This window comes from Thalassotalea euphylliae, from assembly GCF_003390375.1.
GTDB lineage: Bacteria > Pseudomonadota > Gammaproteobacteria > Enterobacterales > Alteromonadaceae > Thalassotalea_F > Thalassotalea_F euphylliae_A.
This window is the reverse complement of record NZ_QUOT01000001.1, coordinates 3,815,295-3,829,633: the sequence shown is the minus strand read 5'-3', so window position 1 is coordinate 3,829,633 and position 14,339 is coordinate 3,815,295. Positions and strand designations below refer to the sequence as shown.

Below are 14,339 nucleotides of genomic sequence, written 5' to 3'. Positions count from 1 at the left end.
TTGCGGTTTAGCAACTTAGCGCTTCTAGCGAGTAAAAGCGCATAGCAATAAGCCGAAAATAAAACAACAAAGAAGTAGATATTATTTTTATGAAAACACTATTACCCACATCAACCGCAGGCAGTTTACCGAAACCCGTTTGGCTGGCAGAGCCTGAGCAACTTTGGTCACCTTGGAAACTATCCGGCACAGCATTAACTGACGGCAAACAAGATGCTTTGCGCGTAACCCTGCAAGAACAGCAAACTACGGGTATTGATATTGTTAGCGACGGCGAACAAACCCGCCAGCACTTTGTCACCACCTTTATTGAACATTTAAGCGGTGTCGACTTTGAAAAACGTAAAACCGTGCGCATTCGCAATCGCTACGATGCCAGCGTTCCAACGGTTGTAGGCCCTGTAAGCCGCACTAAACCAGTATTTGTCGATGACGCTAAATTCTTGCGCCAGCAAACTAACCAGCCAATCAAGTGGGCACTGCCTGGGCCAATGACCATGGTCGACACCCTGTATGACGCGCATTATCAAAGCCGCGAAAAACTCGCGTGGGAATTTGCCAAAGCCCTAAACGAAGAAGCCAAAGAACTGGAAGCAGCTGGTGTCGATATTATTCAATTTGACGAACCTGCGTTTAACGTATTTTTTGACGAAGTGAACGAATGGGGTATTAAATGCTTAGAGCGCGCCATTGAAGGCTTAAATTGCGAAACTGCGGTACATATTTGCTATGGCTATGGCATTAAAGCAAACACTGACTGGAAGAAAACCTTAGGCGATGAATGGCGCCAGTACGAAGCGACTTTCCCGAGTTTGCAACAATCAAGTATTGATATTATTTCGCTTGAATGCCACAACGGTCGTGTGCCACTCGAAGTACTGGAATTAATTCGCGGTAAAAAGGTGATGGTTGGTGCCATTGACGTTGCCACCAACACCATTGAATCTCCAGAGGAAGTCGCCGAAACTCTGCGCAGCGCCCTTGACTACGTTGATGCCGACAAGCTCTACCCTTGCACTAATTGCGGTATGGCACCACTTCCACGCGAAGTTGCTAACGCTAAGCTAAAAGCATTAAGTGCGGGCGCTGCAATTGTTAGGGAAGAGCTTAAAAGCCAGTTTCAAGCAAAGCGGGCTTCAAGTAAAGCCGGCCTATAACAAGCGCATAAGCTAAATTAGCTGGTGAAGTAAAAGTTAAGGACAAGCTACACAACACCAAGCCAAATAGCTGCACCTGTTTGAAATCAAAATAATCGCGAGGCTTTTAATTCACTTGCCTCGCTTGTCTTGCTAAACAATTGTTCTTCATATTTAGCTAACAGTAATTCAATCTAGCATCACCACACTATACTCATTAATATCTAGTTGATTAATCGAAATTAATTTACGGGTACAAGTAGCCAGCATGAATATTGATCATTTAAAACTTTTCGTTCGCGTTGCAGCAACCCACAATATCAGTATGGCTGGCAGTGAGTTTGGCTTATCGCCTGCGGTAGCAAGTGCTCATATTAGCAAACTTGAAGAATCGTTAGGGGTGCGCTTAATGCACCGAACAACGCGCAAAGTGTCCTTAACCGACGAGGGGGAAACCTTATTGCCAATCGCTGAAGAGATCCTTGCCAACGTTGATGTGGATCGCTCGTCAGTAGGCAGTGGTAGCTTAGCTCCTTCCGGCACATTAAGAATTACCGCGCCAGCATCGTTTGGCCGCATGCATATTATGCCGGGCTTGTCGGGCTTTATGGCACAATACCCAAAACTGAAAATAGACTTAAGGCTTAGTGACAACATTGTCGACCTAGTTGAGGGCGGTTTCGACATTGCCATTCGTGACGCCGCCCTTAACGACTCGAGTTTAAAAGCAAGGAAGCTTGCACAAGACAATCGTAAAATTGTCGCCTCGCCAAAATACTTGGAGCAGCATGGCATACCACAAACTCCCGAAGACTTAACCCACCACCAAAGTGTTAATTTATTTGGTTTAGAAGTTTGGCAATTTGCTGCAAAACAGGGAACCAAAAATATCAAAACAAATACCGTACTGCGCGTTGATAACGGCGAAGCTGTACGTGATGCTTGCGCCGCAGGCTTAGGCATTGCAATCACCTCAACTTGGTGCTCTTATGAAAAACTTAATGCAGGTGAGCTGGTTGAAATTCTAAGTGACTATCCACTCAAGAGTTCAACCGATATTTGGGCACTATACCCCAATACCCGATTAGTTGCGCCTAAAGTGCGGGCATTTATCGACTACTTTATTGATTACTTCAAAGACAACCCTAATTTAATCTAAGTTAGTTAATTTCGATTATTAGCTTAAATTAGCTAGCCTAAATTAGTTAGTCTGAGTTGGCTTACCTCAATTAGCTTGTCCAAATTAATTAAACCAACTAACTCCCCTGCTCTTTCTAAATAACGGTTCTTTGCTTTCGTCCTCAAGTTGATAAAACCACACCTATTATCAATTTTTTCTATATAAAGATTCTTCTTTGGCGCCAATTATCAAAACATAGAAAGATAATTAATATTTTCATCACTGATTAATCAGCATTTGCTGTCGGTTAGTCACCCATGAGGGCGTGTTAATTCCTTTTAATTTTAGGAGAGTGAAAATGTTTAATAACTTTGGTTGGATTGTTGAGGCAAAACTTAAAGAAGGTGAGTTAGAAAATTTTAAAGCCGTGATGAACTCACAGGTAAACCAAGCGCTTACCGAAAACGGCACCTTTAACTATCAATACTATATGTCGGACGCTGGCGATATCTTGGTGTATGAACGGTTTGCTGATGCTTCTCATGAGCATATCGAAAATTGGGACGCCCATGCCGAACGCTGGTTAGCGGCAGCCGATGCCACCCGTATGTTGCACCTTGGTAACTTGCCTGACGATGTTCGTGCACGCCACGCTGCACTTTCACCACTATGGCTAAAACCACTCGCTGGCTTTGCTCGTGAAGATGCCGAAGGTAGCGAAATCAAGGTTGATGGCAACACCACCTTTGAAAACTATGGCTGGATTGTCGAAGCCAAGCTCAACGAAGGTATGCTAGAAGAATTCAAAGCAGTAATGAACTCACAAATTGCACGTGCCGAAACCGAAGAGGGTACGCTAAATTATCAATACTACCTTTCTGACGACGGTGACATCTTAGTTTATGAGCGCTTTAAAGATGTTGAAGCCTGCCACACCCATATCGACAACTGGGATGCACACGCCGAGCGTTGGATGGCAGCCGCCACACCAACGCGTATGGTGCATTTGGGCAATCTACCCGCAGAGGTAAGAGATCGCCACGCGGCCATCTCACCAGTGCTACTTAAACCACTTGGCGGTTTTGCCAAGTAGCTTGCCCCCCTAATTAACGCAGCTAGCGGTTACCTTCCATGAAGAAAAGCGCTAACTGCTATCAAACTTCAAGAGAGACATGATGAAACAATTTCTAAAAGCGACCGCAGTGTCGTTAACACTGCTGAGTATTTCCGCCTGTTCGGTAACAGCCGAGCAATTATCAACAACAAACAGTGAGCCATTGCCACCATCGCAATTACTGGCGAAATTGCCTGACAACTATAACTCACCAGCCAGTTTTACTTTAGATGCCTACAATAATGTGCTGTTTACGTCACCCAACTTGCATAACGACGCATTCGTTAAGCAAGGGCTGGTCGCCAAGCCAGCAACACCTGTAATTGGCATGATCGATGCCAATGATAAGGTCACTACTTGGTACACCTTTAAACCGCAAGATATGGAGCCAACCAGCGGAACAGTCGTACCTATGGGATTAGCGAAAGGGCCAGACGGCAATATTTATATCGCCGATATGCAGCTCTGGGCAGGTGGTGAGTCTCGAATTTTACGAGTTAATGTTAGTGAAGGTAAAGCCGTTGGTGTAGACGTAGTTGCCAAAGGCTTAGCATTTCCTAACGCGATAGCATGGTATGGTAGCGACCTTTACGTTAGCGATACTGTACTTGCCACTGAGCAAGGCAAATCTACTACAAGTGGCGTCTACAAAGTGAACATTAGTGAACTAAGCGCAGCAAACCCACTACAATTTTCTGCCTACAAAAATGCACAAACACATGACCAACACTTGTTTGACACTTTCACATCAAACGGTAGCTTAGGTTTTGGTGCCAACGGTTTAACATTCGATACTCAAGGCAATATGTACACAGGTATTATGGAAGATGGCAGCGTAATCAAAACTACTCAAGATGAAAATGGTAACAAGTTAAGCTCGACACTATTTGCAGAAGGTATGGTAGCAAATGATGGCATTCACTGGGATAGCCGCACGCAAGCGCTCTATATTACCGACTTGTTCGACAATGCGGTTTACCGAATAGATTTAGACGGTTCGCTAGCATTACTGGCTAAAAACGGTAATACCGATGGTGCCAATGGTGAATTAGATGCCCCCGGCGAAGTGATTGTGCGTGGTAATAAAGCTTATGTGAATAACTTTGACGCAGCCTTTGGTGCCCCGAATATGGTTAATACAACGCCGGATATGCCAGTGACTATTTCGGTTATTAATTTAAACGATTAAGTCATTAACACAAAACGTCTTTGCACTAGGTGTTAGCGCTAGCTTTTAAATGTCGAAATATTAAGCGTTTAAGCGTTAAGTAAAGGAAAAGGAGCTTAACGCTTTAAGAATTCCCAAGCGAGGCTGAAATAAATCACGGCAGATTAGAACTCCCTTCAGATCCGCTTTTTAACTTCGCAGCTTTAATTTCGCTGCTTTAACAAGGTAAAGGTGTAGCTGTAACCATATAACGCGCTAAAAAAGATACTCGGCGCTACCGTTAGCCATAAATTAGGTGTTTGATTAATAACGTTCACCATAATCACCAAACTCGCCTGCACCGAAAGAGGTACCAAAGGCGCAAGCAGGCTGCCAGTAACACACTTGCCTTTTAAGTGAGTTGCGGCGGCATCTAATGCCTCATTAAAGGTATTTAAAATGGCAAGGTTGTGGCGAGTTTTCGAGTGCACCGAGCAAAGCACGGGCACGATAAACACTAAAGAGAAACAACTACCGCCAAATTTAGCCACCGCTTTTTCCAGTACAAAGGTAAAAACTAGCGTAACAGAAGCGCTAAAACTCGCTTGCACAAAAGCCGCACGTAGAACAGTTTCGCGATCAATCCCTTCGATGTTATTAGCCCAATACGCCCAAGCAAAATAAAAGACAAATGCAACAAGTGCTGACCAAATTAACCTTAATTTTGATGACAACTTTTTCTCCTTCGTAAGGCTAGCGATGAGGAACAAAATAGGTGGAAAGCTTACATCAGCTTCACTGTTAAATCGCCCATATATGCATCAATGCATAGCCGCCAGCTCAAATTAATCGCCAATTTTTGCATATCACTAGCCTTATACCAACATTGGCTAGCAATAAAACCAACGATCTAAACCTACCACCTCAGCCTTCACAATGAAGAAAAGTAGATTGGCTCAGTATTTACTCCCGATCTCCGACATTAACTTAACTATGGGCTCGCGGCAGCCAGCTCTTTGCCTAACTATGTGTAGAACCAGCCAGCTAACTTTATGCTTGCGCCAAGAAAAAACATAATCACTTGTTTTTAATATATTTATTTTGCAGTATATATTTTAACCTTGGCGAGTCATTTTTAATCAAAATGGGTTGCTAAGTTTGCTACCGAGATAAAGGAATATTTTGGCATCAACGACGGCCAATATTTACCTGTTCGAAGATCACTAGTTGGTAAATATGGCGATTATGAACCGACGCAGCAAGATAACAGTATTACTTATAAGTGTTACCAAGTAACAACTGTTATTGACTTGCAACGAAAGGAAGGTATTACGTGTGCCCTAATATGCGTTGAGTGCCTCAGATAAAAGTTTTGCACCAAATAACAGGGATAGGATATGGATAAAACGAATCACAATGTCGTGATCAATCAGCAAGAATTGGACTTCATTGCTGGCTTAGAACACGAATCAAATGAAAATGACGGTCCTCTGAACGACTCAGAAGTGTTCGTCACTAATGCCGAGCTCAGCTTTTTCAAGCACTTTAGCAAAGCTGACAGCGTTGGCGTGGTCGCACAATACGGTAATCATCGTTTGTTTTTTCCTATCGAGTTTAATACTGACGAGCAAGGCTTGGACTCGATGGCGTTTGCACCGCCACAAATATTCGAAAAAGGTACACACGACCGTTCTTGGCGTTTAATTCCAAAACAGGAACTTATACTTATTGATCGTCAAGGACAACCACTACCCTACAAGCTGCGAGATATTTCTTTTTCAGGGTTATCGTTGCAGGCATCGGACACTGAAATCGAATTACCAACTGAATTAGAGGATATTTACCTTAAAATTCCTGAGCACCCGAAAATACCACTCAACGGTCGCTTCAGTCGCTATATCAACCCCGGAACGGTAGCGTTTGAGCTAGATGATATGAGCCAGCAAGGAAACCGCACCTTACGAGAATACTTATACTCTGCTCATCAAATGCTAAATAAACCTAAAAGCCTGCTACCAGAGTACTGAGCTCAACAGGAAATAATCTAGCTCTTTAAATTTTTGGGTAGTGCAAGCGAGTGCATTGCCCCAGAATAGTTCTGAAGTTAGGCGATAAGAGCTCAAAGGTTTTAAAATGTAATGCTAGTGTTGTCATAACATAGGAGATATTCCATGTTGTGATGGCTTGGCTAATATTCAGTGTTACCGGCTGCTTGCGAAGTTCTAATCTTGTTCTAGCGCTAATTAATACTTAACTTTCGCCAAATACGTTTGAAAACTTTTGTCTTTCTCATCCCGAAAGTGTTCATTAAGCGGCGTAAAATCAGAAATTCGATCGATGCGAAAATTCCGAAAATCCTCTCTTAACTCACACCAAGCCGTTAGTAACCATACAGGGCTAAATGAGGTCAGCGCTAGTGGCCGCACTGTGCGCTGTGTGAGTGATTCATTAAGATCGAGATAATCAAAGCGAATCAGTTGCTTGCGCCTAATACACTCTCGAAGTTCAGAAAAATCGACTTCCCATGGAATTTTATAGTGACTAGGCGCGGAAAACGTCGCTATTTGCGCTAACTCGTTAAGCATTGGTGCGGATAAGGTCGCTTGTATTTTTTGAAAGGCACTTTGCGCTTTTTCGGCAAATTTTTCATCAGTCCAGTTACTGACCATACCGATTCCTAATGCTATCGCTTCGATTTCTTTCGCATCAAACATGATTGGCGAGAGGTGATAGGTTTTATCAATCACATACCCCACGCCTGCTTCACCGAGTATGGGAACCCCCGCGCTTTGTAAGTCTTGTATATCCCGATAGAGAGTACGAGCGCTTACCTCAAACTGCTCGGCCAGCGTATCGGCCGTTACGGCATGATGCATTCGCCTGAGGTATTGAACAATTTCATTAAGCCTTTCTGCTTTTCGCATCGCTATTTCATTGTCTAATCTGTCACCTAACTAGTGTAATCAAACACTACTGACACTAGATGTCAGTAGTCAATATCTATAATCAATTCGAAGTCATTAAATAAGGAGAAATAAAAATGATCGGTTATGTAACCTTAGGCACAGCAGATTTAAATAAAGCCAGTGCTTACTACGATGAATTACTTGCAACCATTGGCGCAACTCGTTTTATGGAAGAGCCAAACTACTTTGTTGCATGGTCACAAACCCAAGATGGCAGCGGTTTGGCTGTAAGCCTGCCATTTGATAAAAAACCTGCAAGTGTTGGCAACGGTACTATGGTTGCACTGGAAGTGAAAACGCCAGAAGAAGTTAACGCTGTCTACCAAAAAGCACTTGAGTTAGGCGGAACATGTGAAGGTAAACCGGGCTTTAGGCCAGAAGATGCTAATCAAGGCTTTTATGCGGGTTACTTTCGTGATTTAGACGGCAATAAGTTGAATGCTTATTGTATTGTGGAAGGTTAAATCCTATCGGTGGCCAATTTATATTGGCCACAATTTTTTAACATTCGATAAAACTCTGCTTGCCGTGTTAGCTAGCTTTTGCCAAAATGATTTATAGGCAGGGCTCTAGCAAATCAAAGCCAACCATACTTCATCAATTAAATAACACTTTACCAACACTCTGTTTACATTTGTTTAGTTATAATTGCGTCGCTTTTTTTGGGGAATAAGGTATAGCGGTTTGGAATATCTGTTTTATTGGTGATTAACCGACCTATCTATTTGGTAGTAACCAAACCAGTTTAGGTCAATTATCTGTGTTGCCTCGTCACATACCTGAACACTCCCCCTCAAATACTATATTTAGTTTACTTGGTAACGGTTCTTATTGGCTTGAATAGCTAGCCTTATTAATATCGCAATAGGTTTGAATATTCGATGCGGCAAAGAGATAAAATTGAATTTATTCAATGTCGCTCGTGAAAGAGGCATTACTGCTTAATACAAGCTTATTTACAACAGACAAAACCTTAGTTCGGGGTAGTTATGCAAAAATTTAAATTACATTTAATTGGCTCATTAGGTGTCATCATCGTCGCGATTATCGCGCTATTGGTAACCCTGAGTTACAACACGTTCAAAAATGAGAGTGTTTCGCTTAATAGAGCAATCTTAAAAGAACAAAATGCCACGACCGAATCAGTATTAATTGAAAGGTTTAGTGCCTACAAAGACACGATTTCTGCAATAACGTTAACCGAAAGTGATGTTTTATCCAATACGCTATCTGCCCACCTTACTTCGCAATTAGCCACAATTGAAAATATCCAACGTGATATTAGCGATGGTATTTACCTGTTTAGAGAGAATGGTGATATTTACGACACAAAAGGCGAATTGCAAAGCTTCAACGTAAAGCAACTTAACCGTGAATATTACCGCGCTATTTTTGAACAAGGGCAAGATTTCTATATTTCTGCGCCTTTTAACTCTGCGGTATCGGGGGAGCAAGTACTTGGTATGGCACACAGAATTAATCGCTCATTTGCGATTCTTTCTAACATTAAGCTCGATGCGGTATTGGGCTCACTTGCCAATGCCAAAAACATGTTTATGTACACTCAGCAAGGAACCATTTTAGTTGCTCCCTACCCCGAATTTCTGGGCAAAAATATTTTTACTGAGCGCCCGCTTTATCAGCAATTTAATCAACAAAACCCAATACTTTCTTACACAGCAAATGTCGCCGGCGATAATATTGATTTCACCGCATTTTGGACTGAACTAGAGGTTAACAACTGGTCATTTGTGTCTTTCGTAAAAGACAGCGCTATTACAGAAAAGGCAGACTCGCAACTTATCATTGATTTGATCATTGGCTTAGCATGCTTAGCTATTGCCGTTATCGTGCTACAAGTATTACTGCAAAAGCTTGTGCTTACACCTGTGGGCGGCGCACCCGCCGAGATTGAATCGCTAATGGCAGAAATGGCCTCAGGTGACTTTTCCCAAACACTAGAACAAACAGGCAAGGAAACGGGTATTTACTTGTCGCTTGTAAATCTATCGAATCAGCTTTCTGACCTAATTCGAAACTCACATGCAATTTCTGAAAATGTTGCCTCAGCCTCGCAAGAGCTAAATGCTGTGATGGGCCATACCCTAAATAATGCGCAGCAAGAAATGGCACAGGTTGAACAAATATCAACAGCGATTCACGAGCTTTCATGTACCTCTAACGAAGTGAGTGACAAAGCCATCATTGCCGAAGAGCGAGCAAACGACGCACAAGCTAACGTTGCAACGGGTAAAGCAACACTGGAAGAAAACATTATCTTATCAAGCGATATTGATGCATCGGTTGCAGAATCAGCACAATTAACCCAAGAGCTGCAAGACTTCGCGGTAGAAATTGGCAGCGTTACCGATGTTATTAACAGTATTTCAGAGCAAACGAACCTACTGGCGCTTAATGCTGCTATTGAGGCTGCTCGCGCAGGCGAACACGGACGAGGCTTCGCGGTAGTTGCCGATGAAGTACGAAACCTAGCGTCAAAAACACAAGAGTCAACAGTGAGCATTCAAAACCTGATTGAAAAGCTGCAATCCCAATCACAAAAAGCTAGCCAAAATATGGAACAAAATGTTGAGCTGATCGCAAAATCGGTAGTACTAGCAGACCAAATTAAAGTGGCGTTTGAAGATATCTCAACAGCAGTTGAATCTATTTCAGAGGTAAACACCTTAGTAGCAACTGCCTCACAAGAACAACAAAGCGTAACCCAAGATATTTCACGAACAACCACACAAGCGTTTGATTTAGTGCAGCAAAATGTTTCAGCAGTTAACCAAACCCTGCAAGCCTCAACAGAACTTTCGCAGTTATCAGAAGCACAAAAAACCGAGCTTTCGCACTTTAAAGTGCAGCATTAGATAGGCTATCTACCTTAATCGTTATATTTAGTGGCATTGTAATCTAATAAACAAAGTTACAATGCCATTTAATAAGGAAGCTGCAAGCGTTGGCAACAGTCAAGTTACCTCGACCGATCGCTTTGCACCATAGAAAACCAACGCTTTACCCACTTTAGCGCATGAGTTAGAAAGTAGCTCGCTGGATAAGCTGGATATAAATCGGATCTGACCCTGTTTAATTCTGAATTTAACCATATAAGCACAATATTCGTTTTGGAGTAGCACATGCCAACGACTTTATTGTCTTTTTACGTTTGACAATCATTCAACTAAGCACCTGTTTATTAAGCAGTCACCTCAAACCAGTGGCATCTGCGAGAGATTCCACAAAACGATACTTAATGAGTTCTATCAGGTTACACTCCGTAAAAAGCTATACAGCTCACTTGAAGAACTACAAAAAGATCTGGACGAATGGATGGCTTATTACAATAATGAGCGAACCCATCAGGGAAAAATGTGTTGTGGCAAAACGCCATTTGAAACATTACTTGATGGAAAATCGATTTGGGCTGAGAAGAATGTAGCTCAAATCTAAACTGACAGTCACCGATTGAAAAACGGGTAACTGTCAGATCAAGTCTAAGCTAGTACACTTAATTACAGTCACAAACTTCATTAAAACGGTCACAAACTTTATTGTTAGTCACCAACATTAGTGATCAGGTCAAATCTAGTTGGAAAAAACCCCCAGTATTTTCAAAGGTCTCCCAAGTAGGGTCTGAGACATTGTAGTTGGATACTTTGAATGTTTTAGTTGCTGCTTCTCCAAGTACATATCCAATTCAAGTTGGAAACATGGCTACAGAGCTTGTATAGCTAGCCTAAACAATCCTAACCATCTATTCAATTTCCAACCTTTGATAATTTTTGCTGGTTTATCCACTACATCTTGACCAGCCAAAACAGGAGGTTCCAAACAAATTCCACTTTGGTTTTTGTATAATCAATGTCGTTGGTGACAAGATACATTTGGTAATCATGATTCTCCACTTTACCGCTGTATTCTGTGCTTCGTTCAGTCCGTATTCTAGGGGAGATATACATATGTACGTACTCTCTTAGAAATTTTATTTATCTAACATTGTTCTTTAGCCTTTGTTCATTTTCTTGTTAGCTTCAATCAAATTCCCAAACACAACAGTCGGCGCATCAAATTTGAGAACTGTCTCTTTCAACGTATTCTTTTCGGTGATTCATCATGTAGTGGTATAACAAATTTGGCCACCTAGTTAGAGGTGGTATCATCACCTCATAAAATTGATTAGGTGACAAAATGACAAGAACAGGCAAACGTAATTTCACACCAGAATTTCGGTTAGAAGCTGCTCAATTAGTTGTTGATCAAGGTTATTCCGTTCGAGAAGCAGCAGAAGCGATGAGCGTTGGTAAGTCGACAATGGATAAGTGGGTGCGTCAGCTTCGTAATGAACGCAAAGGCATCACCAGCAAAGCCAGCCCAATGACACCAGAGCAGTGTAAGATTAAAGAGCTTGAGAAAAAGATAAAACGCATTGAATTAGAAAAGGAAATTCTAAAAAAGGCTACCGCTCTCTTGATGTCGGACTCGATGAACAATTTAAACTAATTAAACGACTCAAAGAGAGCTATGCGGAATTCACCATTTGCCAAACATTTAATGTTCATCGCAGTAGCTTTAAGTATTGGAATAAGCGCTCTAAGAAGCCGAATAGCAAGCAATTAAAAGAAATCGCTGTCGTTAAGCAAATCCACCGTGAAAGTAATGGCGCAGCGGGTTCTCGTACAATATCCACGATAGCGATAGACCGTGGCTATGATATTTCACGTTTCAGGGCGACAGGCTATATGAAACGTTTAGGCTTGGTGAGTTGCCAGTTACCGAAGCACCGTTATAGAAAAGTAAATCAAGAGCATGTGGCGATACCTAACCATCTCAATCAGCAGTTTGATGTGGTTAAGCCGAATCAGGTTTGGTGCGGTGATGTTACGTATATCTGGGTTGGCAATCGCTGGGCTTATTTAGCAGTTGTTATTGATTTATTTGCGAGAAAACCGATTGGTTGGGCAATGTCTCTATCGCCTGATACAGCATTGACGAGCAAAGCACTGATGATGGCTTATGAGATGCGTGGTAAGCCTAAAGGTGTGATGTTCCATAGCGACCAAGGGACGCATTACACCAGCCGAAGCTACCGTCAATTGCTATGGCGTTGTCAGATAAAGCAAAGCATGAGTCGCCGTGGTAATTGTTGGGATAATAGCCCGATGGAGCGATTCTTTAGAAGTTTAAAAACAGAATGGATACCCACAACGGGTTACCGTTCCTTTACTGAAGCTAGAGCTGAAATAACACACTATATTGTTGGTTATTACAGCTCAGTTAGGCCGCATCACTACAATGCTGGTTTAACCCCAAATGAGTCAGAGAAAAGATACTGGCTTGAATACAAAACCGTGGCCAATTTAAGTTGACCACTACACTTCATTCCCTGTACAAATTGAAACTACCGTACAAATTTAGATTGTATTAGATAATATATTTATTGAATTGATGAATCGACCAGATTTTCCTAGACACAAATAAGTTGTAAACTTTGTGTCCTAGGAGGATGAATGAGCGCTAAAAGATTTCCCGAAGAATTTAAGGTTCAGGCCGTTAAGCAAGTGACTGAAAAAGGTCACTCCGTTGCAAGCGTTGCAGAACGGTTAGATATCTCGACAAATAGTCTTTATATCTGGTTAAAACGCTATGGCAGTAACAGCGAACACTACCAAGAATTATCCGAGCAAGAAAAGCGTATTAAAGCGCTTGAGAAAGAACTAAAGCGTACTCAACAAGAACGTGATCTATTAAAGGAAGCCGCCGTGTACTTTGCGGGCGAGTCAAAGAAAAGTACACGTTCATAAAGTCTCGGCTCAACCAATACCCCATAAAGCTGATGTGCCAAGCGTTGCAAGTTCACCGCAGTGGCTTTCATGCTTGGTTGCAAAAGCCAGAATCCAAGCGAGCTAAGGATGACAAGCGCTTAACGGGTTTAATCAAACAGTCTTGGCTTGAAAGCGGCTGCGTTTACGGTTATCGCAAAATTCAAAGTGATATGTTGGATTTAGGTGAAGTTTGCTCAAAGAATAGAGTTCATCGATTAATGCAGTTATCAGGCATTCAAGCTCAAGTCGGCTATAAGAAGCGCAAAGGCAACTATGGCACTAAGCCTTCTGTGGTCGCAGATAACCAGTTAAAACGACAGTTTGATGTAGTACAGCCAAATCAAGCTTGGGTAACTGATATCACTTATATTGATACGCACGAAGGCTTTCTCTATTTAGCCGTAGTTATCGACTTGTTTTCTCGGCAAGTCGTTGGCTGGTCGATGCAATCGATGATGCATACTGATTTAGTCTTAAGTGCATTACTCGCTGCTGTATGGCGAAGAAAACCTAAGCAAACGGTTATTATACATTCCGATCAAGGCAGCCAATTTACAGGTTATGACTGGCAACGATTTGCTGCTGAGCATAATTTATCACTCAGTATGAGTCGTAGAGGTAACTGCCATGATAATGCTGTTGCTGAGAGCTTCTTTCAGTTGCTAAAACGTGAACGGATCAAGCGAAGAAAATACAAAAATAGAGAAAAAGCTAAGGAAGATATTTTCGATTACATCGAAATGTTTTATAACAGCAAACGTAAACATGGTTATCTAAATAATCAGTCTCCAACTGACTATGATAAAACCTATTTTATGAATCAAGAAAACGTCTAGGGTAGTCTGGTCGATTCAATAATTCTCACCCAGCCCAAAAATATATTGGATGTAACTCATTTTTTTCAAGCAATTGGAAATGATAATTTCGCTCTAAATGAGAATACCGAGAAAACTCTCATTCTCGGCGAGATTAACCACACAAGACCGAAATGATTATGCGTTAATTAGAATTAGGTAAATTACCCTAAT

11 protein-coding genes and 1 pseudogene are annotated in these 14,339 nt (G+C 41.9%); 10 read left to right on the top strand and 2 right to left on the bottom strand.

Translation table 11 applies throughout. The features are described 5' to 3' along the window. The first annotated feature begins 89 nt into the window (after positions 1-89). The 4 genes from DXX94_RS16750 to DXX94_RS16735 all read left to right on the top strand — a co-directional run bounded on the left by DXX94_RS16750 (position 90) and on the right by DXX94_RS16735 (position 4,559). A complete protein-coding gene (locus DXX94_RS16750) occupies positions 90-1,157 on the top strand; it encodes a methionine synthase (protein ID WP_116017643.1) in 1,068 nt (355 codons plus the stop codon). Positions 1,158-1,404: 247 nt separating this feature from the next. Then, complete coding sequence (locus DXX94_RS16745; RefSeq protein WP_116017641.1) at positions 1,405-2,295, top strand: LysR family transcriptional regulator; 891 nt, start codon at positions 1,405-1,407, stop codon at positions 2,293-2,295. A 319-nt stretch (positions 2,296-2,614) separates the two neighbouring features. Next, on the top strand, positions 2,615-3,349 hold the full coding sequence (locus DXX94_RS16740; protein WP_116017639.1) for a putative quinol monooxygenase: 735 nt from the start codon (positions 2,615-2,617) through the stop codon (positions 3,347-3,349). 79 nt (positions 3,350-3,428) lie between these two features. Continuing rightward, entirely contained in the window at positions 3,429-4,559 is a 1,131-nt protein-coding gene (locus DXX94_RS16735; protein ID WP_116017637.1) for an SMP-30/gluconolactonase/LRE family protein, read from the top strand. Positions 4,560-4,741: 182 nt separating this feature from the next. On the opposite strand, the gene DXX94_RS16730 is transcribed toward DXX94_RS16735, so the two are convergent. Beyond that, positions 4,742-5,251, bottom strand: coding sequence for a hypothetical protein (locus tag DXX94_RS16730; RefSeq protein ID WP_181901576.1), 510 nt, complete (start codon positions 5,249-5,251; stop codon positions 4,742-4,744). A gap of 663 nt (positions 5,252-5,914) precedes the next feature. Between DXX94_RS16730 and DXX94_RS16725 the strand changes: the two genes are divergently transcribed. Further along, positions 5,915-6,544 carry a PilZ domain-containing protein gene (locus DXX94_RS16725; protein WP_116017635.1) on the top strand — a complete coding sequence of 210 codons (630 nt, stop codon included), beginning with the start codon at positions 5,915-5,917 and terminating at the stop codon, positions 6,542-6,544. 216 nt (positions 6,545-6,760) lie between these two features. Here DXX94_RS16725 and DXX94_RS16720 read toward each other — a convergent pair whose 3' ends face one another. Beyond that, on the bottom strand, positions 6,761-7,441 hold the full coding sequence (locus tag DXX94_RS16720; RefSeq protein WP_116017633.1) for a helix-turn-helix transcriptional regulator: 681 nt from the start codon (positions 7,439-7,441) through the stop codon (positions 6,761-6,763). A 116-nt stretch (positions 7,442-7,557) separates the two neighbouring features. On the opposite strand from DXX94_RS16720, the gene DXX94_RS16715 reads away from it, so the two are divergent. The 5 genes and pseudogenes from DXX94_RS16715 (at position 7,558) to DXX94_RS16690 (ending at position 14,147) form a co-directional block, all read left to right on the top strand. Beyond that, a complete protein-coding gene (locus DXX94_RS16715; protein WP_116017631.1) occupies positions 7,558-7,947 on the top strand; it encodes a VOC family protein in 390 nt (129 codons plus the stop codon). 525 nt (positions 7,948-8,472) lie between these two features. After that, on the top strand, positions 8,473-10,359 hold the full coding sequence (locus DXX94_RS16710) for a methyl-accepting chemotaxis protein (RefSeq protein WP_116017629.1): 1,887 nt from the start codon (positions 8,473-8,475) through the stop codon (positions 10,357-10,359). A gap of 334 nt (positions 10,360-10,693) precedes the next feature. Further along, positions 10,694-10,939, top strand: a pseudogene (locus tag DXX94_RS16705) (integrase core domain-containing protein); the annotation flags it as partial. 738 nt (positions 10,940-11,677) lie between these two features. Beyond that, a protein-coding gene (locus tag DXX94_RS16695; protein WP_116016061.1) for an IS3 family transposase occupies positions 11,678-12,855 on the top strand; the annotation gives its coding sequence in 2 pieces (ribosomal slippage) (positions 11,678-11,945 and positions 11,945-12,855; 1,179 coding nt in all). A 141-nt stretch (positions 12,856-12,996) separates the two neighbouring features. Next, positions 12,997-14,147, top strand: a protein-coding gene (locus DXX94_RS16690) for an IS3 family transposase (RefSeq protein ID WP_116013626.1) whose coding sequence is annotated in 2 segments (ribosomal slippage) — positions 12,997-13,243 and positions 13,243-14,147 — 1,152 coding nt in all. Because the reading frame shifts where the segments join, the coding sequence is not laid out codon by codon here. Positions 14,148-14,339 lie beyond the last annotated feature (192 nt).